Origin of the sequence: Brevundimonas sp., assembly GCF_036402095.1 — a bacterium.
Taxonomy (GTDB): domain Bacteria; phylum Pseudomonadota; class Alphaproteobacteria; order Caulobacterales; family Caulobacteraceae; genus Brevundimonas.
The window spans coordinates 1-24,812 of the sequence record NZ_DASWTO010000061.1 but is presented as its reverse complement, the minus strand read 5'-3'; the positions used below and the strand labels follow the sequence as shown (position 1 = coordinate 24,812).

33 protein-coding genes are annotated in these 24,812 nt (G+C 70.4%); 14 read left to right on the top strand and 19 right to left on the bottom strand.

Annotated features, from left to right (window positions below; genetic code table 11):
• Positions 1-54: 54 nt before the first annotated feature.
• Genes VGD32_RS05260 through VGD32_RS05250 form a run of 3 tightly spaced genes read right to left on the bottom strand, consistent with a single transcriptional unit; the run spans position 55 to position 2,082 of the window.
• Complete coding sequence (locus VGD32_RS05260; RefSeq protein ID WP_331030854.1) at positions 55-342, bottom strand: DUF167 family protein; 288 nt, start codon at positions 340-342, stop codon at positions 55-57.
• Positions 343-388: 46 nt separating this feature from the next.
• Positions 389-1,318 carry an electron transfer flavoprotein subunit alpha/FixB family protein gene (locus tag VGD32_RS05255; protein WP_331030853.1) on the bottom strand — a complete coding sequence of 310 codons (930 nt, stop codon included), beginning with the start codon at positions 1,316-1,318 and terminating at the stop codon, positions 389-391.
• Positions 1,318-2,082, bottom strand: coding sequence for an electron transfer flavoprotein subunit beta/FixA family protein (locus VGD32_RS05250; RefSeq protein ID WP_331030852.1), 765 nt, complete (start codon positions 2,080-2,082; stop codon positions 1,318-1,320). Before VGD32_RS05250 ends, VGD32_RS05255 begins: the two co-directional genes overlap by 1 nt.
• Positions 2,083-2,206: 124 nt before the next feature.
• Here VGD32_RS05250 and VGD32_RS05245 point away from each other — a divergent pair, with 124 nt between their 5' ends.
• Positions 2,207-2,539 (top strand): hypothetical protein, encoded by a 333-nt coding sequence (locus VGD32_RS05245; RefSeq protein ID WP_331030851.1) that lies wholly within the window; start codon positions 2,207-2,209, stop codon positions 2,537-2,539.
• Positions 2,540-2,543: 4 nt separating this feature from the next.
• Here the strand turns inward: VGD32_RS05245 and VGD32_RS05240 are convergent, their stop codons facing one another.
• From VGD32_RS05240 to VGD32_RS05220, 5 genes are all read right to left on the bottom strand, one after another.
• Positions 2,544-3,116, bottom strand: coding sequence for a cob(I)yrinic acid a,c-diamide adenosyltransferase (locus VGD32_RS05240; protein ID WP_331030850.1), 573 nt, complete (start codon positions 3,114-3,116; stop codon positions 2,544-2,546).
• A 4-nt stretch (positions 3,117-3,120) separates the two neighbouring features.
• Positions 3,121-3,324, bottom strand: coding sequence for a twin transmembrane helix small protein (locus VGD32_RS05235; protein WP_331030849.1), 204 nt, complete (start codon positions 3,322-3,324; stop codon positions 3,121-3,123).
• A gap of 9 nt (positions 3,325-3,333) precedes the next feature.
• The gene (locus tag VGD32_RS05230) at positions 3,334-3,831 is read right to left on the bottom strand and encodes a GNAT family N-acetyltransferase (protein ID WP_331030848.1); all 498 of its coding nucleotides are present in this window, start codon (positions 3,829-3,831) and stop codon (positions 3,334-3,336) included.
• A 75-nt stretch (positions 3,832-3,906) separates the two neighbouring features.
• Entirely contained in the window at positions 3,907-5,298 is a 1,392-nt protein-coding gene (ahcY, locus tag VGD32_RS05225; RefSeq protein WP_331030847.1) for an adenosylhomocysteinase, read from the bottom strand.
• Positions 5,299-5,410: 112 nt separating this feature from the next.
• On the bottom strand, positions 5,411-6,337 hold the full coding sequence (locus tag VGD32_RS05220) for a hypothetical protein (protein ID WP_331030846.1): 927 nt from the start codon (positions 6,335-6,337) through the stop codon (positions 5,411-5,413).
• Positions 6,338-6,530: 193 nt separating this feature from the next.
• Between VGD32_RS05220 and VGD32_RS05215 the strand changes: the two genes are divergently transcribed.
• From VGD32_RS05215 to VGD32_RS05200, 4 genes are read left to right on the top strand one after another with little or no spacing between them, the layout of a single operon-like run.
• Positions 6,531-7,466 (top strand): aspartyl protease family protein, encoded by a 936-nt coding sequence (locus tag VGD32_RS05215; protein WP_331030845.1) that lies wholly within the window; start codon positions 6,531-6,533, stop codon positions 7,464-7,466.
• A 50-nt stretch (positions 7,467-7,516) separates the two neighbouring features.
• Positions 7,517-8,512 carry a biotin synthase BioB gene (gene bioB / locus VGD32_RS05210; RefSeq protein WP_331030844.1) on the top strand — a complete coding sequence of 332 codons (996 nt, stop codon included), beginning with the start codon at positions 7,517-7,519 and terminating at the stop codon, positions 8,510-8,512.
• On the top strand, positions 8,509-9,150 hold the full coding sequence (locus tag VGD32_RS05205; RefSeq protein WP_331030843.1) for a hypothetical protein: 642 nt from the start codon (positions 8,509-8,511) through the stop codon (positions 9,148-9,150). Before bioB ends, VGD32_RS05205 begins: the two co-directional genes overlap by 4 nt.
• Positions 9,151-9,173: 23 nt before the next feature.
• Entirely contained in the window at positions 9,174-9,551 is a 378-nt protein-coding gene (locus VGD32_RS05200) for a Tat pathway signal protein (protein ID WP_331030842.1), read from the top strand.
• 91 nt (positions 9,552-9,642) lie between these two features.
• Here VGD32_RS05200 and VGD32_RS05195 read toward each other — a convergent pair whose 3' ends face one another.
• A complete protein-coding gene (locus tag VGD32_RS05195; protein ID WP_331030841.1) occupies positions 9,643-10,617 on the bottom strand; it encodes an ABC transporter ATP-binding protein in 975 nt (324 codons plus the stop codon).
• 170 nt (positions 10,618-10,787) lie between these two features.
• Between VGD32_RS05195 and VGD32_RS05190 the strand changes: the two genes are divergently transcribed.
• The 4 genes from VGD32_RS05190 to VGD32_RS05175 all read left to right on the top strand — a co-directional run bounded on the left by VGD32_RS05190 (position 10,788) and on the right by VGD32_RS05175 (position 14,193).
• A complete protein-coding gene (locus VGD32_RS05190; RefSeq protein WP_331030840.1) occupies positions 10,788-11,042 on the top strand; it encodes a hypothetical protein in 255 nt (84 codons plus the stop codon).
• Positions 11,043-11,103: 61 nt separating this feature from the next.
• On the top strand, positions 11,104-11,343 hold the full coding sequence (locus tag VGD32_RS05185; protein ID WP_331030839.1) for a zinc-finger domain-containing protein: 240 nt from the start codon (positions 11,104-11,106) through the stop codon (positions 11,341-11,343).
• A 22-nt stretch (positions 11,344-11,365) separates the two neighbouring features.
• Positions 11,366-13,237 carry a cobaltochelatase subunit CobT gene (gene cobT, locus VGD32_RS05180; RefSeq protein WP_331030838.1) on the top strand — a complete coding sequence of 624 codons (1,872 nt, stop codon included), beginning with the start codon at positions 11,366-11,368 and terminating at the stop codon, positions 13,235-13,237.
• Positions 13,234-14,193, top strand: coding sequence for an esterase-like activity of phytase family protein (locus VGD32_RS05175; protein ID WP_331030837.1), 960 nt, complete (start codon positions 13,234-13,236; stop codon positions 14,191-14,193). The genes cobT and VGD32_RS05175 overlap by 4 nt, the downstream gene beginning before the upstream one ends.
• Here VGD32_RS05175 and VGD32_RS05170 read toward each other — a convergent pair.
• From VGD32_RS05170 to VGD32_RS05160, 3 genes are read right to left on the bottom strand one after another with little or no spacing between them, the layout of a single operon-like run.
• On the bottom strand, positions 14,177-14,782 hold the full coding sequence (locus tag VGD32_RS05170; RefSeq protein ID WP_331030836.1) for a demethoxyubiquinone hydroxylase family protein: 606 nt from the start codon (positions 14,780-14,782) through the stop codon (positions 14,177-14,179). The genes VGD32_RS05175 and VGD32_RS05170 overlap by 17 nt on opposite strands.
• A complete protein-coding gene (locus tag VGD32_RS05165) occupies positions 14,760-15,293 on the bottom strand; it encodes a disulfide bond formation protein B (RefSeq protein ID WP_331030835.1) in 534 nt (177 codons plus the stop codon). The genes VGD32_RS05170 and VGD32_RS05165 overlap by 23 nt, the downstream gene beginning before the upstream one ends.
• A gap of 52 nt (positions 15,294-15,345) precedes the next feature.
• On the bottom strand, positions 15,346-15,921 hold the full coding sequence (locus VGD32_RS05160) for a YqaA family protein (RefSeq protein ID WP_331030834.1): 576 nt from the start codon (positions 15,919-15,921) through the stop codon (positions 15,346-15,348).
• A 159-nt stretch (positions 15,922-16,080) separates the two neighbouring features.
• Here VGD32_RS05160 and VGD32_RS05155 point away from each other — a divergent pair, with 159 nt between their 5' ends.
• The 5 genes from VGD32_RS05155 (at position 16,081) to rplS (ending at position 20,326) form a co-directional block, all read left to right on the top strand.
• The gene (locus tag VGD32_RS05155; RefSeq protein ID WP_331030833.1) at positions 16,081-16,521 is read left to right on the top strand and encodes a VOC family protein; all 441 of its coding nucleotides are present in this window, start codon (positions 16,081-16,083) and stop codon (positions 16,519-16,521) included.
• 1 nt (position 16,522) lies between these two features.
• On the top strand, positions 16,523-17,143 hold the full coding sequence (locus tag VGD32_RS05150) for a DUF6655 family protein (protein WP_331030878.1): 621 nt from the start codon (positions 16,523-16,525) through the stop codon (positions 17,141-17,143).
• An 81-nt stretch (positions 17,144-17,224) separates the two neighbouring features.
• The gene (locus VGD32_RS05145; RefSeq protein WP_331030832.1) at positions 17,225-19,069 is read left to right on the top strand and encodes a DUF885 domain-containing protein; all 1,845 of its coding nucleotides are present in this window, start codon (positions 17,225-17,227) and stop codon (positions 19,067-19,069) included.
• Positions 19,070-19,131: 62 nt separating this feature from the next.
• Positions 19,132-19,896, top strand: coding sequence for a tRNA (guanosine(37)-N1)-methyltransferase TrmD (gene trmD, locus VGD32_RS05140; RefSeq protein WP_331030831.1), 765 nt, complete (start codon positions 19,132-19,134; stop codon positions 19,894-19,896).
• 1 nt (position 19,897) lies between these two features.
• Positions 19,898-20,326 carry a 50S ribosomal protein L19 gene (gene rplS, locus VGD32_RS05135; protein WP_331030830.1) on the top strand — a complete coding sequence of 143 codons (429 nt, stop codon included), beginning with the start codon at positions 19,898-19,900 and terminating at the stop codon, positions 20,324-20,326.
• A 68-nt stretch (positions 20,327-20,394) separates the two neighbouring features.
• Here the strand turns inward: rplS and VGD32_RS05130 are convergent, their stop codons facing one another.
• The 7 genes from VGD32_RS05130 to VGD32_RS05100 form a co-directional block, all read right to left on the bottom strand.
• Positions 20,395-20,880, bottom strand: a complete 486-nt coding sequence (locus VGD32_RS05130; RefSeq protein ID WP_331030829.1) for a PA2169 family four-helix-bundle protein — start codon at positions 20,878-20,880, stop codon at positions 20,395-20,397.
• Between the two features lie 60 nt (positions 20,881-20,940).
• Positions 20,941-21,429, bottom strand: a complete 489-nt coding sequence (locus tag VGD32_RS05125; RefSeq protein WP_331030828.1) for a hypothetical protein — start codon at positions 21,427-21,429, stop codon at positions 20,941-20,943.
• Between the two features lie 11 nt (positions 21,430-21,440).
• Positions 21,441-22,253 carry a tryptophan 2,3-dioxygenase gene (locus tag VGD32_RS05120; protein WP_331030827.1) on the bottom strand — a complete coding sequence of 271 codons (813 nt, stop codon included), beginning with the start codon at positions 22,251-22,253 and terminating at the stop codon, positions 21,441-21,443.
• A 31-nt stretch (positions 22,254-22,284) separates the two neighbouring features.
• Entirely contained in the window at positions 22,285-22,542 is a 258-nt protein-coding gene (locus tag VGD32_RS05115; protein ID WP_331030826.1) for a hypothetical protein, read from the bottom strand.
• 78 nt (positions 22,543-22,620) lie between these two features.
• The gene (locus VGD32_RS05110) at positions 22,621-23,007 is read right to left on the bottom strand and encodes a YdbL family protein (protein ID WP_331030825.1); all 387 of its coding nucleotides are present in this window, start codon (positions 23,005-23,007) and stop codon (positions 22,621-22,623) included.
• A complete protein-coding gene (locus tag VGD32_RS05105) occupies positions 23,007-23,195 on the bottom strand; it encodes a YnbE family lipoprotein (protein WP_331030824.1) in 189 nt (62 codons plus the stop codon). The genes VGD32_RS05110 and VGD32_RS05105 overlap by 1 nt, the downstream gene beginning before the upstream one ends.
• A gap of 80 nt (positions 23,196-23,275) precedes the next feature.
• The coding region (locus VGD32_RS05100) for an intermembrane phospholipid transport protein YdbH family protein (RefSeq protein WP_331030823.1) at positions 23,276-24,812 on the bottom strand (1,537 nt) is incomplete at its 5' end.

Sequence of the window (24,812 nt, the reverse complement as noted above, 5' to 3'; positions counted from 1 at the left end):
CCGGTCGGTGCGGATTACAACGGCTTCGCCCGCGCCGCGACAAGGCCGGAAATATTACAAGTCCGTAAGACGGTCCCGGAGCGCGCGGTCGTCGAGGCCGGCGACGGAGATCATCTTCAGGCGCGACTGGCCGCCGCGGTCGAGCGTGACGGCGGATTTCGGCACGCCGAGGGTCTTCGCCAGCAGTTTGAGCAGGGCGGCGTTGGCTTCGCCCTCGACCGGCCGGGCGCGGACCCGGACCTTGAGGACGGGGCGGCCGTCGGCGTCGACGTCCCAGCCGTCGATGCGATCGGCGGACGCGCCGGGGGTCAGGCGGACGGGGAGGCGCGCGATTTCAATCATACCTGCTCATCCCGGCGAAAGCCGGGATGAGCGGATTGAGGGGCCGTCAGCCCAGCGCCTTCATCAGTTCCGGCACGGCGGTCTTGTAGTCCGCGACCCAGCCGAAGTCGGCGACCTGGAAGATCGGGGCGTCGGCATCCTTGTTGATGGCGACGATGATCTTGGAGTCCTTCATGCCGGCGAGGTGCTGGATCGCGCCCGAGATGCCGATGGCGATGTAGAGGGCCGGAGCCACCACCTTGCCGGTCTGGCCGACCTGGTAGTCGTTGGGGGCGTAGCCGGCGTCGACCGCGGCGCGCGAGGCCCCGACGGCGGCGCCGAGCCGGTCGGCCAGCGGGTCCATGACGGCGTGGAACTCTTCCGCGGAGCCGAGGGCGCGGCCTCCGGAGACGACGATCTTCGCCGCGCCCAGTTCCGGACGGTCGGACTTGACCATTTCCTCGGAGACGAAGGCGGATTTGCCGGCGTCGGCGCCCGCCACGGTCTCGACGGAGGCGGAGCCGCCCTCGCCCGCCGCGTCGAAGCCGGTCGGGCGGACGGTGATGACCTTCTTGCCGTCGGACGACTGGATCGTCTCCAGGGCGTTGCCGGCGTAGATCGGGCGCACGAAGGTGTCGGGGGCGACCACCTCGACGATGTCGGAGATGGGCGCGACGTCCAGCTTGGCGGCGATCCGGGGCATGAAATTCTTGCCGTCGGTGCTGGCCGGCGAGAGGATGGCGTCATAGCCGGCGGCGAGTCCGACGACGGTGGCCTCGACGGCTTCGGCCAACTGGTGACCGAGGCCGGCGCTTTCGGCCAGCAGCACCTTGCGCACGCCGGCGATCTTCGCGGCGGCGTCGGCGGCGCCCTTCGAGCCCTGGCCGATGACGAGGACATCGACCTCGCCCGACAGCTTCAGGGCGGCGGTGACGGTCTTGTGGGTGGTGTCGCGGACGGTATCCCCGTCGCGGTCGGCGATGACGAGAACGGCCATTACAGCACCCCCGCGGTCTTGAGTTTGGCGACCAGGTCGGCCGCGTCGGTGACCTTGATCCCGCCGGCGCGCTTGGGCGGCTCGGTCACCTTGAGGACCTTCAGGCGCGGCGCCGTGTCGACGCCGTAGTCGGCGACCGCCTTGACCGCGATCTCCTTCTTCTTGGCCTTCATGATGTTGGGCAGGGAGGCGTAGCGCGGGGTGTTGAGGCGCAGGTCGACGGTGACCACCGCCGGCAGGGTCGCGGCCACGGTCTGCAGGCCGCCGTCGACTTCACGGGTCACGGTGGCCTTGCCGTCGGCGACGACCAGCTTGCCGGCGAAGGTGGCCTGGGGCCAGTCGAGCAGGGCGGCGAGCATCTGGCCGACCGCGTTGTTGTCGCCATCGATGGACTGCTTGCCCATCAGGACCAGGTCCGGCTTCTCCTCGTCGACCACGGCCTTGAGCAGCTTGGCGACCGCGAGGGGCTCGAGGTCGGCGTCGGACTGGATCAGCAGGCCGCGGTCGGCGCCCATGGCCAGGGCGGTGCGGATGGTCTCCTGGGCCTGGGTCACGCCGATGGAGACGACGACGATCTCGCTCGCCGTGCCCGCCGCGTGATGCTCCTTGCCCTCCTTGAGCCGGACCGCTTCCTCGACGGCGATTTCGTCGAAGGGGTTCATGCTCATCTTGACGTTGGCCAGATCGACGCCGGTCTGGTCCGCCTTGACGCGGGCCTTGACGTTATAGTCGATCACCCGTTTGACGGGGACGAGTACCTTCATTGCGCTGTCCATGAGATCGCCGGAATGTGCGGGCAGGGAATGGAACGCCTGCCCCGGCCTGTCAACGTAACGCCGCGTCAACGGGCCTGCCGCCCGATGTCGCGGTCAGGAATGGAAATCGACGATGCACCGCCTGCTGACCATGAAGCGACTGAGCGTGCTGTTCCTGGCGACGTTCGCCGTGCTGGTCGGGGCGGCCTTCGCCTGGCAGGCGCTGGTGGTGGCGCCGGGGGACCGCTGCGAGGCCGCCGGCGGCTGGTGGGACCGCGAGGGCGCGGTCTGCGCCATGCCGATCGCCATCGCCGAGATCACCGGCCGGCCGAACGGCCAGAGCCGGGCCGAGGCCTCGAACGCGAAGAACCGGGAGCTGATCCAGCTGGAGGACCGACTGGCGGCGGCGAAGTCGGCGCGGGACGCCGAGGTGGAGCGCCAGCGTGAGGAACTGATCGGGCGCTAGCCCTTCAGCGGGTTGCGCCCGGGGCCCATTTGACGTCGTCGGCGCCGTTGGCGTTGGCGCGGCGGGCGGCGACGAACAGATGGTCGGACAGGCGGTTGAGGTAGCGCACCGCGACCGGGGAGATCTCGCGGCCGGCCTCGCGGGCGCGGATGGCGTCGCGTTCGGCCCGGCGGCAGACGGTGCGGGCCAGGTGCAGATGCGCCGAGAGTGCCGAGCCTCCGGGCAGGATGAAGCTGTCGAGCGGCTTCAGGCTCTCGTTCATCGCGTCGATTTCGGCCTCAAGACGCTCGACCTGGCTGTCGAGGATGCGCAGGGCCTCCCATTTCGGGGGCGGCTCGTGCGGGGTGGCGAGGTCGGCGCCGAGGTCGAAGAGCTCGTTCTGGATGCGGCCGAGCAGGGCGTCGATGCGGTCGTTCTGGCCCGCGTGCAGCCGGGCGAGACCGATCACGGCGTTCAACTCGTCGACCGAACCGTAGGCCTCCACGCGGGCGTCAGTCTTGGACACCGGCGCGCCGGAGGCCAGCCGCGTTTCGCCGCCGTCGCCGGTCCGGGTGTAGATGCGGTTGAGGACGACCATGCGGTCAGGCTCCGTGGGTCGATTTCCACCACATGGCGACGACGAGCAGCACCACGGCCACGGCCTGCAGCGCGACCCTGAGCCGCATCAGCCGGTTGCTGCGCGAGCGCGCCTCCGGCCCGGTCTGGTACAGCGAGCGGATGCCGAAGGCCAAGGTGACGGCCACCGCGAGGATGGCGAGGATGATCAGGACGTCGAGCAGGTTCATCGCCCCACCCTAGGCGGGCGGCGGCGGCGAGGCCAGTAGCGGGCCCTGGTACAGCATCGCGACATCACAGCGCGCATAGCGGCTGCCGAACTCGGCCATGATCCCGGCGTCGTGCCGGAAGCCCGCCTTTTCATAGAGGTGGATGGCCGGGGCGCAGCGGGCGTTGGTGAGCAGGTACAGCCGGGTCGCGCCCAGGTCGGCGGCGCGGCGGATCATGCCGTGGAGCAGGAACTCGCCGGCCTTGCGCCCGCGCGCGTTTTCGAGAACGCCCATCTTGGTCAGTTCGAACTGGCCCGGCCCGGTCTTCTGCAGCGCGCAGGTCCCGACGACGCCGAGATCGCCGGCGCGGACGAACAGGATATCGCCCCCCGGATCGAGGATGCGGCTGCGGGGGTTCTCCAGCACCTCGCGGTCGGTGGGCTCGACGGCGAACATTGTCTCGATCCACTGCACGTTGATGTCATGGAAGACGCCGGCGAGGTCGTCTGAGAAGGGAAGGATTTCCACGCGATATGTCCCTGCCTTGGCTGGACGGGCCGACGGGCCGCCCGGGGGGTCCGTCCGCCCGGGCGGCGCGATCGATCAATAGCGGTAGTGGTCGGGCTTGAACGGGCCCTGGACCGGGACCGAGATGTAGTCGGCCTGTTCCGGCTTCAGGGTGGTCAGCCTGGCGCCCAGCTTGTCGAGGTGCAGGCGGGCGACCTTCTCGTCGAGGTGCTTGGGCAGGACGTAGACCTGGTTCTGGTATTTCGACTTGTTGGTCCAAAGCTCGATCTGGGCCAGCGTCTGGTTGGTGAAGCTGGCGCTCATCACGAACGACGGGTGGCCGGTGGCGTTGCCGAGGTTCACCAGGCGGCCTTCGGACAGCAGGATGATCTTCTTGCCGTCCGGGAATTCGATGTGGTGGACCTGCGGCTTGATCTCGTCCCACTTGAAGTTCTTCAGGCCCGCGACCTGAATCTCGCTGTCGAAGTGGCCGATGTTGCAGACGATGGCGTTGTTCTTCATCGCCCGCATGTGGTCGACGGTGATGACGTCCTTGTTGCCGGTGGCGGTGACGAAGATGTCGGCCTCGCCCGCGGCGTCCTCGAGGGTGACGACCTCATAGCCTTCCATGGCCGCCTGCAGGGCGCAGATCGGGTCGATCTCGGTGACCTTCACCCGGGCGCCGCCCTGGCGCAGGGAGGCGGCCGAGCCCTTGCCGACGTCGCCGTAGCCGCAGACCACGGCGACCTTGCCCGAGAGCATGACGTCGGTGCCGCGGCGGATCGCGTCGACCAGCGTTTCCCGGCAGCCGTAGAGGTTGTCGAACTTGGACTTGGTGACGCTGTCGTTGACGTTGATGGCGGGGAACGGCAGCTCGCCGCGCTCGGCCATCTGGTACAGCCGGTGGACACCGGTGGTGGTCTCTTCCGACACGCCGCCGATGGCGTCGCGGATGGCCGAATAGAAGCCCGGCTTTTCCTTCAGGTACCGCTTCATCACGGCGTAGAGGGCCTCTTCCTCCTCGTTCTGCGGGTTCGACAGGACCGAGATGTCCTTCTCGGCCTTGGGCCCGAGCACGCACAGCAGGGTGGCGTCGCCGCCGTCGTCGAGGATCAGATTGGGATAGCCGCCGTCGGCCCATTCGAAGATCTTGTGGGCGTAGTCCCAGTACTCGACGAGGGTCTCCCCCTTGGTGGCGAAGACCGGCGTGCCGGCGGCGGCGATGGCGGCGGCGGCGTGGTCCTGGGTCGAGAAGATGTTGCACGAGGCCCAGCGGACCTCGGCGCCGAGGGCTTCCAGCGTCTGGATCAGCACCGCGGTCTGGATGGTCATGTGCAGGCTGCCGGCGATGCGGGCGCCCTTCAGCGGCTGGGCCGCGCCGTATTCCGCCCGCAGCGCCATCAGGCCGGGCATTTCGGTCTCGGCGATGGCGATTTCCTTCTCGCCGTAGGCGGCAAGGGAAATGTCGCGGACGATGTAGTCGGTCATGAAAGCCTCTGGCGGGTCTCGGGGTCGGCGCCGCTATAGCCCGTCGACCGCCGCCCGGCAACGGGCATATAAGGATATCCTTATATGTTTGCCCGGCCCGGGAAGGCGCCGCCTACGGCCAGGTCTCGCCCACATGCACCAGCATCTGGTTCGGGAACGCCTTCAGCACCGACCGTATCGACGCAACAAGGGTGTATTTCGGCGTGGTGGTGCTTCCGCCGAAAACCATGCCCACCGCGGTGTCGTCGCCCGGATCGATCACGAGACTGCCACTGTCTCCGCCCTCGCTGAAGTTCCGACGCCTGTGCCAGACGAGGATCACGTCCCGGAACCGGACGGGCCCCGGCGAGGTGGCCCAGGCCGGGAATTTGAACTCGGCGCCGTCGTCGAACACCTTGCCGAAGGTGACGCCCGTCGTCCGGCCGGATTTGGCGACGGTCTTCCCGACGAAGGGCGGGGAAGCCCCGACCGGCGCGGGCAGGTCGATGATGCCGGCGATCGCCCGTTCGTCGAGGGCCGACAGGGCGGCGTCCACCCCGAAATAGGTCCACAGCCGCTCGCGACCGACGCGGTCGACCGGATCGGCGCCGCCGTCGCGCGGGGAAGGCTGGAGGGTTTCGTTCTGGGCCGTTCCCGTGTGGAGGACGTGGGCGCAGGACAGCGCATACCACTGCGGCTTGTTCGGCGGCGGCGGTTGCCGCCGGTCGCGCATGAAATATCCCAGCGTCCCGGCGGTGCCGCCCCTGTACATCCCGGACGCTCCGCCCTCGAGCGGACGGAACGCGCCGCGATTGCGGGGCGGCAGACCCGTCGGCTCGACCTTGCCGATGACGACGACGTCTGTCGGGACGCCGTCGACCGCCTCGGGCACCATCGGCTTGTCTCGCTTCTTCTCGACGTAGACGCGGATCGCCAGCGGGCCGACGGGCCGGCCTCGCTCGAGCTTCGGTTTCAGGGATTCCGAAAACCCGAGCACCGACGGATTGGCGCGCAGAATCGCGCGGGCTTTGGCGCTGATGCGCGGCGTCTGATCTGGCATGATCTTCCCCAAGGTTGCACTGGGCCCAACGGCACGCGGCACTGAATACTGGGGTACGAACGACCGCTTCCTGAAGCGGGGACGCCGGATCATACATCAAAACATCCCGGCTCACACGCGCCTTTCCCGAATACAGTCCGCCGGGGTCGCCGTGCGGCGATTTCCGTGCAACGCTGCCGCCGGGAGGAGCGTGATGACGGTGAACGGACTGAGCCGCCGCGTGCTGGGCGGCGCCCTGCTGGGGGCCGTGGCCGCGCCAAGGCTGGCCCTGGCGCAAGAGACGCAGATCGACGAATTCCACGCGGACCAGACGACGGACCGGGTCCGCCGCTCGACCGTGCCGGTGTTCATCAACGGAGAGGGCCCGTTCCAGTTCGCCGTCGACACGGCGGCCAGCGCGTCGGTCGTCGCCAGCGATCTGGTCGAGCGGCTGGGGATCGCCCCGGCCGGCGAACTGGACATGCATACGGTGATCGGACTGGAGCGCGTGGCGGCTGTGCGGGCGCGGACCCTGTCGAGCGGCGCCCTGTCGGTCGGCGAGGCGCGGCTGGCGGTGGGATCCCGGCCCGGACTGATTGGGCTGGACGGCCTGCTCGGGCTCGACCTGCTGGCCGATCAGCGGCTCGTCATGCGCTTCCGGGGACAGGGGCGGTCGTCCATCAACCGTTCGCGGCCTGATCCCGACCAGTTTCTCGGCGTGGTGCGGCCGCGGGTGCGGTTCCAGCCGCCGCAGGGGGGCGGGGCCGAGCTGATGGTGCTGAACGCCCTGGTGCGCGGCCAGCCCGTGCAGGCGGTGGTCGACACCGGGGCCCAGGTCACCCTGATCAATCCGGCCCTGGCCGCAGCCGCCGGCGCCCGCCCGTTCCAGAGCCGCGCGGCCTCGACCGGCGAGATGCTGGTGCAGTCGCCCACCGGACGGGCGGCGCTGGCCCAGGCCATGGTGGTGTCGGCGGTTCATTTCGACGAGCTGGTGCTGGACCGGCTGGCCGTGCTGATGGGCGATTTCCACATCTTCCGGCTGCTGGGGCTGGAGAACACCCCGGCCATGCTCATGGGCGTCGACGTGCTGGGCGTGTTCGACCGCGTGGTCATCGACCTGAAGCGCGGCGAGATCATCATGGACGTCTAGGGCGTTCGGGGGGCTTGCCCCCCGCCCCGGCCTGCGTCAGGGAAGCGACCATGACGCCTGACCTGTCGATCCCCCGCCACGACTGGACCCTGGACGAGGTCGAGGCCCTGTTCGCGCGTCCCTTCATGGAGCTGGTGTTCGAGGCCGCGACGGTGCACCGGCGCTGGTTCGACCCGTCGGAGGTGCAGAAGAGCCAGCTGCTGTCGATCAAGACCGGCGGCTGCGCCGAGAACTGCGGCTACTGCTCGCAGTCGGCCAGCTTCCAGACCGGGCTGAAGGCCGAAAAGTTGATGGACGCCCGGACGGTGCTGGCCGAGGCCATGGCGGCCAGGGCCGGCGGGGCCAGCCGGTTCTGCATGGGCGCGGCCTGGCGCGAGCTGAAGGACCGCGACACGCCGAAGCTGGCCGCCATGATCGCGGGCGTGAAGGCCCTGGGGCTGGAGACCTGCGCGACGCTGGGCATGCTGACGGCCGATCAGGCGCGGCAGCTGAAGGCGGCGGGTCTGGATTACTACAACCACAACCTCGACACCGGGCCGGACTATTACGCCGAGGTGGTGACTACGCGGACCTATCAGGACCGGCTGGATACGCTGCAGCATGTGCGGGACGCCGGCATGAGCACCTGCTGCGGCGGTATCGTCGGCATGGGCGAGGCGCGTTGCGACCGGGCCGGCCTGCTGCACGCGCTGGCGACCCTGCCCGAGCACCCCGACAGCCTGCCGGTCAATGCGCTGGTTCCGGTGACCGGCACGCCGCTGGGCGACCGGGTGAAGCGCGAGGGCGAGATCGACCCGATCGAATTCGTCCGCACCGTCGCCGTGGCGCGGCTGGTCTGTCCGAAGGCCATGGTGCGGCTGTCGGCCGGACGCGAGACGATGAGCCCGGAGATGCAGGCGCTGTGCTTCCTCGCGGGGGCCAACTCGATCTTCGTCGGCGGCAAGCTGCTGACCACGCCGAATCCGGAGCAGGACGAGGACGCAGCCCTGTTCACCCTGCTGGACCTGAAGCCGATGGAGCCCCGGGGGATCGAGGCGGCGGCGTGACCGGGCGCGGACTCAGGGGGCTGGCGGCGCTGCTCGCCGTCGCCGGCTGTGCGCCCGAACCTTCGGCGGAGGGAGCTCCGGTCAGCGCCTCGGCGCCGCTGGAGATGCAGCCCGCCGTGATCCAGTCGCCGGCCGGGACGATGAGCGTCGTCTATGGGGGCGGCTCCGATCCGACCCTCCTGCTGAGCGCCGGCTTTATGCGGCGCAGCCGGGCCGGCGAGGTCAATGTCCCGTCCCGGCTCTCGTGGTCGCCCGACTCGCGCCGCTTCTACGTCAATGATTCCGGCGCCGCCGCCGGGAGCGGCTTCCGGCTGTGGACCGTGAACGCCCGGGCCCAGGCGGTCGAGTCCGCGGCCGTCCGGGAAGCCGTCACCGCCGAGCTGGGGCGGCGCAACGGGTGCGACAGCGTCCCCGCGCCCGACGCGGCCACCTCCGGCATGGGCTGGTCGCCGGATGGATCGCGCGTCTATGTGCGGGCCGAGATCCGGCGCCAGACCGGCGCCTGCGTCTGGAAAGACGTGCGTTCCATCGTCGCCGCCGCGGATCCGGAGAGCGGCCGCCTGATCGAGGTGGCGCAGGGGGACGAGGCCCGGCGGCGCTGGCCGACCCTGCCGTGGGACCCCGTAACCGGGCCTTAAACGCTGCCCGCTAGCGTCGGCGAATGGATCGCCGCGCCCTGCTTGGATTGAAGGACACGTCCCGCAAGACCAGCGGCGGGGGCGGAGGCGCGCCGCAGGCCAGCTATCTGAGGCTGCCGACCATCACCGCCAATGTCATGCGGGCGGGCGGACGGCGCGGGGTGATGACCGTGGAGACCGGGGTCGACACGCCCGACGCGGCGCTGCGCACGCGGGTGGCCCAGTCGGCGCCGCGCCTGAGGGCGGCCTATGCGGCGGTGGTCCAGCAGGCCGCCAACGCTTTGCTGCCGGGCGCGCCGCCGGATATCGAGCGACTGATCGTCCAGCTGCAGGCGGCCACCGACCGGACCGTCGGCCGGGCGGGCGCGCGGCTGTTGATCGGGACGGTGATGGTGGTCTGAGGCAGCAGGCCACAGACGACTGGCAACAGGGGCAGCGAGCCTGAAGCGGCCCGCCGTGCCTTCCTGCTGCCGGTTGCCTGCTGCCTGGTCCCTAGTCCTTCGTCGGATCCCCCTGTCCGGCGTCGCCGTAGGTCAGGGCGAGGAAGACGTCTTCCAGATCCGGGTCCTCCGTCGAGATGTCGGCGATGGTGACGCCGGCGGCGCGGACGGCGGCGAGGACCTGTTCCACCGACGACTGGCCCTTCTTGTAACTGACCGCGAAGGCGCCGTTGGGCCGGGGGGTGACCTCGAAGCCCGACAGCCTGGGCGGACCGGCGAGCTCGCCGTCGGGAGTGACCACGACGTGGCGCGTGTCGAGCCGGCGCAGCAGCTGGGGCGTCGGCTCGCAGGCCACGACCTGGCCCCGGTTCATGATGGCGATGGTGTCGCAGAGTTCCTGCGCCTCCTCGAGGTAGTGGGTGGTCAGCAGGATGGTGACGCCCTCGGCGTTAATGCGGCGGACGTAGTCCCAGAGCTGGCGGCGCAGCTCGACGTCGACGCCGGCGGTGGGCTCGTCGAGGATCAGGATCGGCGGATTGTGCACCAGCGCCTTGGCCACCATCAGCCGCCGCTTCATGCCCCCGGACAGGGCGCGGACGTAGGCGTGGGCCTTGTCGGTCAGGCCGAGGGCGGCCAGCAGTTCGTCGGAGCGGCGCTCGTTGGCGGGGACGCCGTAGAAGCCGGCCTGGACCTCCAGCGCCTCGCGAGGGGTGAAGAAGACGTCGGCGACGATCTCCTGCGGCACCACGCCGAGGGCGGCGCGGGCGTCGCGCGGCTGCCTGTCGATGTCCCGGCCCCAGATCGCCGCCGTGCCGCCGGTCTTGTTGACGATGCCGGCGAGGATGTTGATCAGGGTCGACTTGCCGGCGCCGTTGGGGCCGAGCAGGCCGAACATGGAGCCGCGCGGGATGACCAGATCGACGCCGCGAAGGGCGACCTTCGGGGGGGCCTTCTTCGAACCGGCGTAGGTCTTCTCCAGCCCGCGGACCTCGATGGCGTTGGCGGGGAGCGGTTCAGGTGCGGACATGGGCGGCTTTCAGGCGGAGCGGTCCGCCTAGGTAGGCGCGCCGGCCGCCGGGGCCAAGGGCCGCACCTCTGACAAGGACGCCGGTCATAGTGTCAATGATGCTTGACAAGCTTCCTCGGATTGTCCAGTTTGCTTGTCATTATGAACAGTCTGCTTGACGGAGAATTTCGATGAGCCGCATTCGTTTGATCGGCTGGACCGCCTTCGGCTTCTGCCTGCTGGGCTACGGGGCCTCGGCGGCCGTGGCGGTGTTCTACAAGCTGGGCCATTTCGATCTGCGCGAGGCGCTGATGTACGGCGGGCCGCTGGCGGTAGTCGGCGAAATCGGACTGTGGGTCGCCGCCGGGTCGCTGGGCTGGACCATCTTCAGACGGCGCAAGGCGCTGTTCGACCGGATGTTCGGGCGCAAGCCGCGCGAGGTTTGACGGCGGGCGGCGCGCCGCCTAGGAAATCGCACCGACGCGCCCTCCCAGCCCAAGGTCGATCATGCCGCCCCGCCATCCCGATGCGATCATCCCGCCGCCGGAAGAGATCGTGGTCTCGACCAAGCGCGTGGCCTGCGACGGCGGCGGCGGCGCCCTGGGCCATCCGCTGGTCTATATGGACATGGGCGAGGACGACTTTGTCGAATGCGCCTACTGCGACCGCCGCTTCGCCCTGTCTCGGAAGCCGAAGCCGGAGAGCGAATATCTCAGCCCCGCCGCGCGGCCGCCCGAGGCGCACTGAGGCGAAAGGCTGACCGGACGCCATGGCCTCCGCAGAGACCCCCGCCGAAATCTTCAAGCGCGCGCTGGCCCACGCCGCGCGAGCGCTGGCGGAGCAGTCGGAGCTGGAGGTGGTGTTCGGCTCCGACGGACCGAGGCTGGCCGACGGCGTCCTGACCCTGCCGCACCCGCCGCGCGATCCGGGCGGGCCCGAGAGCGCGTCGCTGCGCGGGCAGGCCGACCGGCTGGCGCTGCGGCTGGCCAATCACGATGAGGCGCTGCACGCCCGGTTGCGGCCCGCCGACACCAAGGCCGCCGATGTGTTCGAGGCGGTCGAGCAGGCGCGGGTCGAGGCGGTCGGGTCGCAGTCGCTGGCGGGCGTACGGGCCAATATGAACGCGGCGCTGCTGACGCGACTGGAGCGGACCGGAGCCCTGAGGGTCACGGAGGCGGAGCGTGTGCCGGCCGCGGAGGCCGTGGCCCTGCTGGTGCGCGAACGTCTGACCGGCCAGCGGGCGCCGGACGGGGCCGGGGCGCTGCTGGACCTGGTGCGGGGCGAGCTGGAAGCGAAGGCGGGGGCGAAGATCGACGCCCTGACCGAGGTCGCGGACGACCAGACCGCCTTCGCGGCGCGGCTGAAGGAGGTGCTGCGGGCGCTGGACCTCGATCCCGGCGACGGGCGCGGCGACGACCTCTCGGACGACCAGGGCGACGAGGAGCCTGATCCGCAGGAGCCCGACGCCTCCGACGAGCAGGACGAGGAGGACGACGCCGGCGGCGGCGAGGGCCAGTCGATGGACGGCTCGACCGACGACCAGACCGCCGGCGAGGAACGCGACTCGCGTCCGGACGGGGCGCCGGCCGACCCGGACGGCGACGCCTCGGACGAGGGCCCGGACATCAACGAGGGCGCCCTGCCCAACCGGCAGGAGGTCGGCGACGACGGCCGGCCGGTCGACGCCTACCGGGTGTTCACCACCGCCTACGACGAGATCATCGACGCCGCCGAACTGTGCGACCCGAACGAGCTGGAGCGGCTGCGGGCCCTGCTCGACCAGCAGTTGACGGCGCTGTCGTCGGTGGTCGCGCGGCTGGCCAACAAGCTGCAGCGCCGCCTGATGGCGCAGCAGAACCGCAGCTGGGCCTTCGATCTGGAAGAGGGTGTGCTGGACACCGCCCGCCTGACCCGGATCATCACCGACCCGACCAGCCCGCTGAGCTTCAAGGCCGAGAGCGAGAGCCCGTTCCGCGACACGGTGGTGACCCTGCTGCTGGACAATTCGGGCTCGATGCGCGGGCGGCCGATCATGGTGGCGGCGGTCTGCGCCGACATCCTGGCGCGGACGCTGGAGCGTTGCGGCGTGAAGGTCGAGATCCTCGGCTTCACCACCCGGGCGTGGAAGGGCGGGCAGGCCCGCGAGGCGTGGATCAGCGCCGGCAAGCCCGCCAATCCGGGGCGGCTGAACGACCTCAGGCACATCATCTACAAGTCGGCCGACGCGCCGTGGCGGAGGGCGAAGAAGAACCTCGGCCTGATGATGCGCGAGGGGCTGCTGAAGGAGAATATCGACGGCGAGGCGCTGAACTGGGCGCACGACCGGCTGCTGGCCCGGCCGGAGGCGCGGCAGATTCTGATGGTCATCTCGGACGGCTCGCCGGTCGACGATTCGACCCAGTCGGCCAATGCGGCCCTGTATCTGGACAAGCATCTGAGGCAGGTGATCGCCGAGATCGAGATGCGCTCGCCGGTCGAGCTGATCGCCATCGGCATCGGCCACGACGTGACCCGCTGGTACCGCCGCGCCGTGACCATCGTCGATGTCGAGCAGCTCGGCGGTGTGATGATCGAGAAGCTGGCCGAACTGTTCGAGAGCGAGCCGAAGGCGGCGCCGACGCGGCGCCGGAGGGCGGCTTGAGGCGGCTGGCGCCGTTTGCCGCCTGCCTCCTGCTGTCAGCCTGCGCCGGCGCCGCGGTCGTCGACCCGGCCGCGCCGGATGCGCCCGACGGATGGACGCCGCTGGCGGTGGAGACGCGCCCGGTCGGGCTCGGGATTCCCGGCGGGGTGCGGCTGGCTCCCGGGGTCCGTTTCGCCGGCGGACTGGCGCTCAGGGGCGAGCGTCTGCATGGCCTTTCAGATCTGAAGCTATGGGGCGAGGACCTGCTGATGGTCAGCGACGCCGGGGACCTGTTCCGCGCCCGGCTGCTGCTGGACGGCCGGCGACGTCCCGCAGGCCTGTCCAACCTGCGCATGCGCGCCCTGACCGGCGAGGACGGCCGCGCCTTCCCGACCAAGTCCGACGGCGACGCCGAAGCGTTGGCGGTGACCGCCGACGGCGTGCTGATCGTCGGCTTCGAGCAGCGGCCGCGGCTGTGGTCCTATGGAGCGGCCGATGAGCCCCGCGACCGGCCTCGGGCCCTCGCGGCCCCGCCCGTCCCCCACGGCAACGCGGGGATCGAGGCGCTGGCGGCGGCCCCCGACGGCTGGCGCGTGGCGGGCGAGGCCGGTGGCGTCTGGGACTGCGGGCCCGAGGCCTGTGTCGCGGTGGAGACGTCCCCGGTTCCGCCGATCCCGGTGTCCGACTGGCGCATCACCGGCATGGACCGCGATCCGGCTGGCGCGGGCTGGTTCGTGGTCCAGCGGCGGTTCCGGGGCCCGATCGACATGCGGGCGCGCATCCGGCGGATGAAGCCCTCGGGCGCCTTGGGGCCGGTGCTGGTCGAGCTGAGCCTGCCGTCGATCATCGAGGATTTCGAAGGGATCGCGGCGACGGGGCGCGGGGACCGGATGCGGGTCTACATCCTGTCCGACGACAACAGCCACGCCCGGCAGCGGACCCTGCTACTGGCCTTCGACGTCACACCCGTTCGCTGATCCTGATCGCGGCGCGACAGCCCGCCTTGATGACGGAGCTGAGCAGGCCGTAGCCGGGCGTCTCGCGGCTGCCGTGCGAGACAGCGTGGTCGTGATGGGCCAGTTCCTCGGCGCGGAACTTCGCCAGCTCGGCGGCCAGCGCCGGGTCCCGGTCCGCCAGCTCGGAAATCTGGTCGGCGTAGTGTTCCTCGATGACGCTCTCGACCGCCTCGGTGCAGGCGTGGGCGGCCTTCTCGCCCAGCAGGGCCGTGCCCGCCCCGAGGCCGAGGGCCGCGAGACGCCAGACCGGGGTCATCAGGGTCGGGCGTACGCGCTCGGCGTTGAGCAGGGCCTCGAAGCGGGCGAGATGGACGGCTTCCTGGGCCTGCATCTCGCCCATGTCGGCGGCGATAGCCTCCTTGCCGGCGCGCCCTTCGAAGACCGCCTTCTGGGCGCGATAGATGTGGACGGCGGCGTATTCGCCGGCGTGATCGACGCGCAGGATTTCGGCGCGGCGCCGGCGGCTGGCGCCGCGGCCCGGATGAGCCAGGCGGACCGGACGTTCGGACTTCGTCCCGGGAGCCGGTTCAGGAGCGGGGGGCACGGGCATCCTTGGGCCTCTTGGCGGCGAGCAGGCTGAACACGGCCAATGCGACCGAGATCAGCGCGTTCCATCCTGCCATGCTGAGCCCGAGGAAGCGCCACGTCACCGCGTCGCAGTAGACCGGCGCCTCGACAGGGGCCGTGCCCATGGCCAGGGCGGCGAGGCTTTCGAGGCTGACGTCGCCGCCGCCCATGCAGGCCGCCGGGAGCTCCCACCAATCGTTCTCGCCGCCCATGTGGAAGACGGCCGTGATCGCGCCGGTGGTGAAGACCACCGCCAGCAGGAAGGCGGCGATGCGCGGGGTGCCGCGGCTGCCGCGGCTGATCACATGCCAGAGGGTGGCGGTCAGGGCGATGGCCACGGCGCCCCAGTAGACCTCGCGCTGCTTGAGGCAGAGGTTGCAGGGCGCGAGGCCGCCGAAGCGCTCGAACGCGTGCGCGGCGCCGAGCAGCGCCAGCGAGGCCGCAAGGGCGAAGGCGGTCCACCACCGCGTCAGGAGTCGGTACAGGCCTCTCATCGGACACCGTTCATAGCGGGGCCGGAGCGCGGCGTCGATGCGGCTCGCCCGCTCAGAGAAGCTTCACCGCCAACACGGCGCCGACCAGCACCACGATGCCGATGACGCTCCACATGGCCAGCCGCTTCTCGACCTGGGCCAGCATGGCCGGGCCCCAGCGCCGGAGCACCCAGGCCTCGAGGAAGAAGCGCGCCCCGCGGGTGACCACTGAGGCGGCGACGAAGACCGGGAAGCTGAAGGCCGCGAGGCCCGAGGCGATGGTCACGAGCTTGTACGGGACGGGGGTGAGGCCCTTGATCAGGATCACCGCCAGACCCCATTGGTCGAACCAGTGCTGGAACTCGGCCAGGCCGTCGGAGTGGCCGAGCAGATTCATCAGCCACAGGCCGAGATCGGTCAGATAGTAGCCGATGGCGTAGCCGAGGATGCCGCCCAGAACCGAGGCGACGGTGCAGACGAAGGCGTAGAAATAGGCCTTCTCGGGCCGCGCCAGGATCATCGGCGCCAGCATGACGTCGGGCGGGACGGGGAAGATCGAGCTCTCGGCGAAGGAGATGACGGCGAGGGCCGGCGTGGCGTGCCGGCTCCGGGCCAGCGAGAAAACCCAGTCGTAAAGCTTGCGAAGCATGCAGTCCCCGGTCGTGGCCCAACGGGCGCGAGAGCCCCGGCTCTAGCAGCCGCCGCGCCGCCGCGCACCTGTCGAAACAGGGCGTGAGTCGCGATCGCGGCCATCGGCCGCTATAGAGGCCGCCTCCGCCTCCCGCCGCTCCCCACGACCGGAAGACCCATGCGCTATCTGCACACCATGGTCCGCGTGACGGACCTGGACGCCTCGCTGCGCTTCTGGTGCGACCTGCTGGGTCTGCGGGAGATGCGGCGGATGGAGAACGAGGCGGGTCGCTACACCCTGGTCTTCCTCGCCGCCCCCGCCGATCAGGCGCGTTCCGAGGCGGAGCGGTCGCCCGAGGTCGAGCTGACCTACAACTGGGACCCGGAGCCCTATGGCGGCGGGCGCAATTTCGGCCACCTGGCCTACAAGGTCGACGACCTCTACGCCGCCTGCCGGCGGCTGATGGACGGCGGGGTGACGATCAACCGGCCGCCGCGCGACGGGCGCATGGCCTTCGTCCGCTCGCCGGACGGGATTTCGATCGAACTGCTGCAGGAGGGCGCGCCGCTGGCGCCCGCCGAGCCCTGGGCCTCCATGCCCAACACCGGGAGCTGGTAAGCTGAACATTCGCATCACCGCGTCGCTGGCGCTGCTGGGCGCGCTGGCCCTCGGCGCCTGCGCCTCGACCTCCGAAACCTATCCGTCGCGCACGGCCACCGAGCAGTTGCTGGTCGCCCGCGCCGCCGACCGCGCCGTCGAGGGCCTGACCCTGCCGATCCCGGACGGGACGCGGGTGTTCGTCGACGACGCCTATTTCCGCGCAGAGAACGCGCCCTACGCCGTCAGCGCGGTGCGGGCGGCCCTGTCGGAGGCAGGCTATGCGCTGGCGTCTTCGAAGCAGGAGGCCGAGGCGGTGCTGGAGCTGCGCGCCGGCGCCCTGTCGCTGGAGCAGATGCGCCGGGTGTTCGGGGTGCCGGAGATGCGCATCCCGATCAACGACAGCTTCAACGTCGTCTCTGTCCCGGAACTGTCGGTCTACAGCCGCCGCGACCGGGTCGGCGTGGCCGAGTTCTCGGCCTTCCTCTACGAGCCGAAAACGGGCGCCCCGCTGGGCGCGGTCCTGCCGATGACCGGCGAGTTCCGCATCCGCAGCCACAAGCTGCTGATGATCGTCGCCTGGGGGCAGCAGAGCGTCGACCCCGGCGAACGGGATCCCGGCGACAGCTGGCGGGAGTTCTAGGGGAATCCTGACGCCGCCGTAACTTGCGCCGCGGCGTGTCAGCGGTGATGGTCCCGGGCTGAAGTGTCCGGGAGGGTTTCCATGCGTCGTCTGCTCGTCTCCACCGTCTGCGCGGTCGCGGTTCTGGCGGGCGCGCCAGCCATGGCTCTGGCGCAGGACGCCGCCGCGCCGGCCGCCGTCGCGCAGAGCGAGGACGCGCGGTTGGCGGCCTTCTTCGAACAGGCCTTCCAGGAGCGGATCGCCCTGTCGCCGCAGACCATGACCTCGCTGGGCATCAAGCGCGACTACGGCAAGCTGGACGAGGTCACCGACGCCGCCGCCGAACGCGGCCTGGCGCTGATGGAGCGGCAGCTGGAGCAGCTGAACGACCAGTTCAACCCGCAGACCCTGAGCGAACAGAGCCGGATGTCGTGGCGGCTATTTGAGTACGGCGTCGAACAGGCGCGGCTGTCGAACCGCTGGCGGGACTGGGGCTATCAGTTCGCGGCGAACGGCAATCCGACCACGGGTCTGCCGGTGTTCATGATCAACAACCACCGGGTCGACAGCGTCGCCGACGCCGAGGCCTATGTCTCGCGTCTGCGGGACTCCGAGCGGGTCATGGGCGAGATCGCGGCCGAACTGCGCCAGCGCGCGGCGGCGGGCGTGATCTCGCCGAATTTCGTGTTCGAGCCGTCGATCGCCAACACCCGCAACATCATCACCGGCGCGCCGTTCGACGGCGGAGCCGACAACCCGGTCTGGGCCGATTTCCAGAGGAAGGTGCAAGCCCTCGACCCGATGCAGGTCGACGCCTTCACCAAGGACCAGTTGCTGGCCGACGGCCGGGCGGCCCTGACAGGCGAGTGGAAGCGCGGCTACGAGCACGTGCTGGCGGCGCTGGCCGAGGTGCAGGCGCAGGCGGCGGCGATGCCGGACCGCGACGCGGGCGTATGGCGGCTGCCGCAGGGCGAGGACTACTACAACGCCCGCCTGCGGCTTTCGACGACCACCGACCTGACGGCGGACCAGATCCACCAGATCGGGCTGAACGAGGTGGCGCGCATCCACGCCGAGATGCAGACGATCATGGACCAGGTCGGGTTCGAGGGCTCGCTGCAGGAGATGTTCGCCCTGCTGAAGACCGATCCGCGCTTCCAGTATCCGGACACGCCGGAGGGCAAGGAGCAGTATCTGGCCGACAGCCGCGCCTTCATCGCCCAGGTGATGGCGGCGGCGCCGCAGTGGTTCAGCGATCTCCCGGAGGCGGCGCTGGAGGTGCGGGCGGTGGAGCCGTGGCGCGAGGCGACGGCCTCGATCGCCTTCTACAACGCCCCGGCCCCGGACGGTTCGCGGCCCGGCATCTACTACGTCAACCTGTCCGACATGACCCAGGTGCTGAAGCCGCAGATCGAGGGCATCAGCTATCACGAGGGCGCGCCGGGGCACCATTTCCAGATCGCCTGGGCGCAGGAGATGCAGGGCCTGCCGTCGTTCCGCCGCTTCGGCGGCTACGGCGCCTACGCCGAGGGCTGGGGCCTGTACGCCGAGCGGCTGGGCAAGGAGATGGGCTTCTATCAGGACCCGTATTCGGATTTCGGCCGGCTCTCGACCGAGCTGTGGCGGGCGGTGCGGCTGGTGACGGACACCGGTCTGCACGCCAAGCGCTGGAGCCGCGAGGACGCCATCGAGTATTTCCGGGCCAACTCGCTGCTCAGCGAGCGCGACATCGTCAAGGAGGTGGAGCGCTACATCACCAATCCCGGGCAGGCGACCAGCTACAAGATCGGCGAGTTGAAGATCATGGAGCTGAGGCATCGGGCCCAGGCGGCGCTCGGCGACCGGTTTGACATCCGCGACTTCCACGCCGTGGTGCTGGGCTCCGGCTCGGTGCCGCTCGACGTGCTGGAGGACCAGGTCGACGGCTGGATCGGGTCACGCCGGTAGGGCGCTGACGCGCACGACGCGGTCGCTCGCTGCTTGGGCGCGATTGCGCTATGAGCCGCGCCATGACCGCCCGCCCGCCCTTCACCGTCACCGTCCTGACCATGTTTCCCGAGGCCTTTCCGGGGCCGCTCGGCGTGTCGCTGATCGGCACGGCGTGGCGCGAGAAGGGCCTGTGGAGCCTCGAAACCCTTGACATTCGGGGCTTCAGCGAGGATAGGCGCGGCTTCCTGGACGACACCCCCGCGGGTGGCGGACCGGGAGCCGTGCTCAAGGCGGACGTGGTGGCGAGGGCGCTGGACAGCGTTTCCGGACCGGCGCGGCCGCTTTTGTACATGAGCGCCCGGGGTCGGCCCCTGACCCAGGCGCGCGTCAAGGAATGGGCCAAAGCCGACGGCGTCACGGTGCTGTGCGGCCGGTTCGAGGGGGTGGATCAGCGCGTGCTCGACGCGCGCGGGTTCGAGGAGGTCTCCGTCGGAGACGCGGTGCTCGCCGGCGGCGAGGCGGCGGCGATGGTGGTGATCGAGGCGTGCGTACGACTGATCCCCGGAGTGCTGGGCCAGGCCGAAAGCCTGGGTTCGGAGAGCTTCGAGGACGGGCTTCTGGAATATCCGCAGTACACGCGACCGCGGACGTTCGAGGGGCTGGAGATACCCGAGGTGCTTCTGTCGGGCGACCACAAGAAGGTCGCACAATGGCGCGAAGAGCAGCGGGCGAAGACCACGCGGGAGCGGCGGCCGGATCTCTGGGCGGCGCATCTGGCGAAACACCCTGCGGGACTTGAGCCCGCCAAATCACAGGTAAAGAGCGCAAAAGCTCGAGGAGAATGACATGAACATCCTGCAGACGATCGCAGCCGAAGAAAAAGCCCGCCTGATCGCCAAGCGCGACATCCCGAACTTCCAGCCCGGCGACACGCTGCGGGTCATGGTCAAGATCAAGGAAGGCGAGCGCGAACGCATCCAGGCCTTCGAGGGCGTCTGCATCGCCCGCGCCGGCGGCGGCGTGAACGAGAATTTCACCGTGCGGAAGATTTCGTTCGGCGAGGGCGTGGAGCGGGTGTTCCCGATCCTGTCGCCGAACATCGACTCCATCGAGGTCAAGCGTCGCGGCGTCGTGCGGCGCGCCAAGCTCTATTACCTGCGTGATCGCCGCGGCAAGTCGGCCCGGATCGCCGAGAAGCAGACCGTCCGCGCGCCCAAGGGCGTGGTGGTGCCGGAAACCGGCAAGGCCGAAGGCCCGGCCGACACCGAAGCGTAAGCCGCTTCACGGTCCTGAAATGACGAAGGCCCCGGTGGAGACGCCGGGGCCTTTTTCATGCGCCGCCGCTAGTGGGGGTACAGCCGGTTGCCCGCGTCGCGCTGACCTTCGAGGCTGTGGCGGAGCTCGTGCACCTCGTCGCGGCCCTCGCTCACGCGGGAGAAGGCGCGGCGGATGGTGTCGCGCGTCGTGGCCGAGATGTGACTGTCCTCCAGCGCCTTTTCGAACCGGGCCCGGACGGCCTCCTCGGCGGTCTCGACGGCGCCGATCATGCCGGTCTCATCGCGCATCAGGGCGTGCTTGACGTCGGCGAAGGCGCGCTGGGCCTTGGCCAGGATCGAGCCCTCGGCCGCGGGGTCGCCGCCGAGGGCGCGGACGGTCGACTGCAGTTCCTCTGCGACCTGGCGGCGTTCGAAGCTGCGGCGGCCAAACAGGTCGCGGTGCCCCGGGTCGTCGGTCTCGGTCGACGCGAGGCGATAGCCGTCTGCGCTATCGATGGTGGTCTGGATCAGGGTGTTCAGAACGTGGATGTCGTGACGATTGGCGTTGGACATGACGGAATCCCCGCGGGTTCTCCGCCCTTAAACCCCGCCTTGGCCGTATTGGTTGCCTGTTCAGCTGTCCCGCAGGCCGCGGCAACGCCCGGCGAAGGCGGCCAGCGTCTCCGGCCGCGCCGCCTGCAGGGGCCCCACGGACTGGGCGCCGTAGACGGCCCGGACCGGCTCGCCCCGGGCCAGCCGGTCGAGGAGGTCGGCATCGATCGGCCCGCCGGCGGCGACCCCCGGACCGGACGCCTCCAGGTCGGCCACATGGGCGAAGGCCTCGTCGCCGGCCCCGAGCGTCAGCCGGTCCTCGCTGCCGATCGGTTCGAAGCCGGGCACGGTGATCCGGAACGCCGGATCGCCGGCGCGGCAGGCGAGCTGGAGGCGTTCCACGCCGCCGGCGTCGACGAAGGCCATGACGGAGGGCGCCTCGGGTGGCTGGACGAGGGGCGGTTTCGAAGGAATGGGGAGCGGCTCGACCGGCGCGGGAGGGGCGGACGCTTCCTCGCGGCCACAGCTGGCGAGGCCGAGCAGGGCGGCGGCAAGCAGGACGATACGCATCCGGGCCTCCTTCACAGTCTGGTGCGCAGCGACCACAGCTCGGGGAAGCAGCGGCGCTGCAGGGTCTCCGTCAGATAGGCGACACCCTCCGTGCCGCCGGTGCCCCGGCGGCGGCCGATGATGCGCTCGACGGTGACCACGTGCTTGTGCCGCCAGGTCAGCAGGGCGTCGTCCAGATCGACGAGCTTTTCAGCCAGCTGGTAGAGCGGCCACCATCGGGCGGTGTCGCGATAGACCTCCAGCCACGCGGCCTCGACGCCTTCGGACGCCTCGTACGGCTGGCTGACGTCACGGTTCAGCACGCTGACCGGCACCGGCAGGCCGGCGGCGGCCAGCTGGGCGAGGGCGTCGTCGTAGAGGCTGGGCGCCTCAAGCGCGGCCTTCAACGCCGCATGGGCGGCGGGCCGGTCCTCGTGGAAGCGCAGGAACCGCGCATCCTTGAGCCCGAGCATATATTCGACGCGGCGGAACTGGTCGCTCTGGAAGCCCGAGGATGAGCCGAGCACCCCGCGGAAGCGCAGGTAGTCCGCGGGCGTCATGGTCGCCAGGATGTCCCAGCTCATGGTCATTACCGCCTGGATGCGGCTGACCCGGGCCAGACCCTTGTAGGCGGGGACCAGATCGCCGGCGCGGATCTGCGCCTGCGCCTGCGCCACCTCATGCAGGATCTGCTTGAGCCACAGCTCCTTGGCCTGATGGATGATGACGAACAGCATCTCGTCGTGCTGATCCGACAGCGGATGCTGGGCCGAGAGCAGGTCGTCGAGCGCCAGATAGCCGGCGTAGGTGATCCCGGACGGGCGCTGTTCGGAGGTGTCGGTCATCGGCGACCTATCGCCCGGGCGGGGCGCGGGCTCAAGACTCGTCGAGCTTCTTGATGTCGGCGCTGCCCGAGCGATCGGCGCGTTCGTCCCAGCCGTCGCGATCTGAGCGGAAGGCCAGGGCCATCAGAATCCAGGCGAGGGCGATGGTGCCGAGGACGCCGAGGGTGAGAGCGACGAAACCGTGGGCGGGCATGGCGCCGCCGCCGATGGCGGTCCAGGCCCAGCTGATGCCGGCGATCGACAGGACGGCGACGCCGGCGGCGACAAGAACAATGCGTACTGGGGACATCCGTCGATCCTACGCCGACCCCGCCGCCGGGAGCACCCTCGTAGGATTACGCAGGTGCGCGCCTCGCGGCCCCTGCCGTCAGCGCTGGACCCACTGGCCCTGGGCGTTGCGGTACCACTGACCGCTCTGGATGCGGGGCATGACGATGGTCTGGAAGGCGCGCGCGCCGGCGGCCTCGGTGGTCGCGCCGTCGCCGGCGGCCTGGGCGCTGCGGGCGTAGCCTTCGCGGCGGGCGTTGTTGGTCACCGTAACCGCCTGGGTCAGGGCGGTGTCGGAGGAAGGCTGACGGAAGCCGAGATAGCCGTCGGCCTGTTCGCCCACGACCCCCTGCGCCTTGGCGGCGTCGATCATCGCCTTCTGCTGCGAGGTCTGCGCGAAGGCGGCGCCGGCGGCGACGCCCAGGGCGGCGACGGCGGCGGTGATGACGAAGAGCTTGCGGAACGACATCGGAAGCGGCTTTCGCATCAGAACAGGTTCGGGTTCTCGGCGAGGAGGTCCTGAAGCTCCTTGTCGAGACGGACGCGGATATCGGCGTCCAGCTTGGCGTAGATCTGGATCGGATCGACCTGCAGTCGAACCGTGGGCGTGCAGGCGCCCGCGCCGACGGCGGCGATGAAGCCGATCAGGGCGAGACGTGCGCGCGTCCGGGTCATGGGCAGGGTCTCCGGTATTGATCCGCGGCGATCTAACGCCGGACAGGGTGAACGGGTTCTGAACGGCCAAGGCGGCGCGATCATGCCGTGGGTGAAGGCGGCGTCGGGTCGGCGGGCGGCGGCGCGGCGGCCCCGGGCGAAGGCTGGCCGGCGCGGGCCCGGTTCAGCTCCAGCAGATCGCCGACCAGTTGGTTCAGGTTCAGCGTGGTGTCGAGGGTCAGGTCGATGCCGGTCCCCGAGGGCAGGGGCAGCTCGCGGTTGAGGAACTCGCGGCTGATGAACTCGGCGATGCCGATGCGCAGCTCCTGGTGCACGGGCGGATCGTGGCGGCCGCGGATGTGGAACAGGACGCCGATGCGGCCGGCGTCCAGGCTGTTGACCTCGGCGGAGAGGATGTCGAACGACAGGTTCTCCATGGCCTGGTAGGCGAGGTCCTGGACCGTGTTGGGCGGCACGCCCTCCCCGCCCCCGCCGGCCTCGAGGCCGCTGAGCGCCTCGCGCTGGATCGACAGGCGGCCGGGCTGGACGGCGGCCAGCGTCCCGCCGGAGATGCGGATGCCCGCCGTCGGGTCGGAGGTGAAGGGCAGGCGTCCCGAGACGACGGCGTCGAGCGCCACCCTGTCGCCGAATCCGGCGCCGGCGATGATCTCGCCCAGCTGGACCTTGTCCAGCACGATGACGCCGGTGAACGGCTGGCTGCGATCCAGCGGCAGGGCGAAGGGCTCGACGCGGACGACGCCGCCGGCCACGGCCAGGTCGCCGCCCTCGACGGTCACCGCGGACTTGTCGAGGCCGAAGGTCAGTTCGATGTCGGTCAGCGGCGCCACGGACTCGAGCAGGTCGGCTGTCAGCCGCTGGCCGGGGGCGGTGACGAGGGGCGCCAGGCTGACGAAGTCGACGACGCCCTTCAGTCCCTTCACCGGACCGGCCGGGCTGACGAAGTCGAGGTGGGGAATGGTGAGGCGGCCGGAGCTGGAGCCCTCGGCGTCGGCGAGCCAGTCGACCCGGCCCTCGAACGACACCGAGCCGGTCGCGGGCGAGCCGACGAAGTCGCCGGCGAGGGGGCTGAGGTCGGCCGGCTGCAGGCCGTCTTCCGTGAAGACGATGGAGGGGGCGTCGATGGTCAGGCCGCCGGCGCCGGAAGGGCCGTCATGGGCGAGGGTCAGGCGGCCGAGGGCGGTCTGGTCGCGCGACAGGTCGAAGGCGCCGGTCCAGTCCTCGCCGGCGAGCCGGGCCGAACCTGAGGCCTGCAACGGGTTGAAGCGCAGCGGCGTGGGGGCGTCCTCGACCGTGGCGCCGTCGATGCCTGCTTCGAGGCCGAGTCCGGCCGGGCCGCCGGTGGCGGTGAAGCGCCCGCGTGCGTCGCGGAAGTGCATGGCGAGGAAGGGGGCGGAGGCGTCGAGGCCGGCCAGGGCGCCGTCGGCGCGCCAGCGCCCGTCGGCGATGCTGACCAGCGGCCGGCCGGTCGGACAGGCCCGGCCGGAGACGTCGGTGACGTCGTTCTCGCCCAGTTCGAGCCGCACGACCGTGACCGGCGTGCAGGCCGCGGCGACGTAGGTCACGCGCCCGTTCGACGACGTCAGGCGGCCGCGGGTGTCGAGGGCGATGCCGCGGGCC

Coding starts and splice junctions, on each gene's coding strand:
- VGD32_RS05260 (WP_331030854.1), bottom strand. CDS start 342: ATGATTGAAATCGCGCGCCTCCCCGTCCGCCTGACCCCCGGCGCGTCC.
- VGD32_RS05255 (WP_331030853.1), bottom strand. CDS start 1,318: ATGGCCGTTCTCGTCATCGCCGACCGCGACGGGGATACCGTCCGCGAC.
- VGD32_RS05250 (WP_331030852.1), bottom strand. CDS start 2,082: ATGAAGGTACTCGTCCCCGTCAAACGGGTGATCGACTATAACGTCAAG.
- VGD32_RS05245 (WP_331030851.1), top strand. CDS start 2,207: ATGCACCGCCTGCTGACCATGAAGCGACTGAGCGTGCTGTTCCTGGCG.
- VGD32_RS05240 (WP_331030850.1), bottom strand. CDS start 3,116: ATGGTCGTCCTCAACCGCATCTACACCCGGACCGGCGACGGCGGCGAA.
- VGD32_RS05235 (WP_331030849.1), bottom strand. CDS start 3,324: ATGAACCTGCTCGACGTCCTGATCATCCTCGCCATCCTCGCGGTGGCC.
- ahcY (WP_331030847.1), bottom strand. CDS start 5,298: ATGACCGACTACATCGTCCGCGACATTTCCCTTGCCGCCTACGGCGAG.
- VGD32_RS05220 (WP_331030846.1), bottom strand. CDS start 6,337: ATGCCAGATCAGACGCCGCGCATCAGCGCCAAAGCCCGCGCGATTCTG.
- VGD32_RS05215 (WP_331030845.1), top strand. CDS start 6,531: ATGACGGTGAACGGACTGAGCCGCCGCGTGCTGGGCGGCGCCCTGCTG.
- bioB (WP_331030844.1), top strand. CDS start 7,517: ATGACGCCTGACCTGTCGATCCCCCGCCACGACTGGACCCTGGACGAG.
- VGD32_RS05200 (WP_331030842.1), top strand. CDS start 9,174: ATGGATCGCCGCGCCCTGCTTGGATTGAAGGACACGTCCCGCAAGACC.
- VGD32_RS05195 (WP_331030841.1), bottom strand. CDS start 10,617: ATGTCCGCACCTGAACCGCTCCCCGCCAACGCCATCGAGGTCCGCGGG.
- VGD32_RS05190 (WP_331030840.1), top strand. CDS start 10,788: ATGAGCCGCATTCGTTTGATCGGCTGGACCGCCTTCGGCTTCTGCCTG.
- VGD32_RS05185 (WP_331030839.1), top strand. CDS start 11,104: ATGCCGCCCCGCCATCCCGATGCGATCATCCCGCCGCCGGAAGAGATC.
- cobT (WP_331030838.1), top strand. CDS start 11,366: ATGGCCTCCGCAGAGACCCCCGCCGAAATCTTCAAGCGCGCGCTGGCC.
- VGD32_RS05170 (WP_331030836.1), bottom strand. CDS start 14,782: ATGCCCGTGCCCCCCGCTCCTGAACCGGCTCCCGGGACGAAGTCCGAA.
- VGD32_RS05165 (WP_331030835.1), bottom strand. CDS start 15,293: ATGAGAGGCCTGTACCGACTCCTGACGCGGTGGTGGACCGCCTTCGCC.
- VGD32_RS05160 (WP_331030834.1), bottom strand. CDS start 15,921: ATGCTTCGCAAGCTTTACGACTGGGTTTTCTCGCTGGCCCGGAGCCGG.
- VGD32_RS05155 (WP_331030833.1), top strand. CDS start 16,081: ATGCGCTATCTGCACACCATGGTCCGCGTGACGGACCTGGACGCCTCG.
- VGD32_RS05145 (WP_331030832.1), top strand. CDS start 17,225: ATGCGTCGTCTGCTCGTCTCCACCGTCTGCGCGGTCGCGGTTCTGGCG.
- trmD (WP_331030831.1), top strand. CDS start 19,132: ATGACCGCCCGCCCGCCCTTCACCGTCACCGTCCTGACCATGTTTCCC.
- rplS (WP_331030830.1), top strand. CDS start 19,898: ATGAACATCCTGCAGACGATCGCAGCCGAAGAAAAAGCCCGCCTGATC.
- VGD32_RS05130 (WP_331030829.1), bottom strand. CDS start 20,880: ATGTCCAACGCCAATCGTCACGACATCCACGTTCTGAACACCCTGATC.
- VGD32_RS05125 (WP_331030828.1), bottom strand. CDS start 21,429: ATGCGTATCGTCCTGCTTGCCGCCGCCCTGCTCGGCCTCGCCAGCTGT.
- VGD32_RS05120 (WP_331030827.1), bottom strand. CDS start 22,253: ATGACCGACACCTCCGAACAGCGCCCGTCCGGGATCACCTACGCCGGC.
- VGD32_RS05115 (WP_331030826.1), bottom strand. CDS start 22,542: ATGTCCCCAGTACGCATTGTTCTTGTCGCCGCCGGCGTCGCCGTCCTG.
- VGD32_RS05110 (WP_331030825.1), bottom strand. CDS start 23,007: ATGCGAAAGCCGCTTCCGATGTCGTTCCGCAAGCTCTTCGTCATCACC.
- VGD32_RS05105 (WP_331030824.1), bottom strand. CDS start 23,195: ATGACCCGGACGCGCGCACGTCTCGCCCTGATCGGCTTCATCGCCGCC.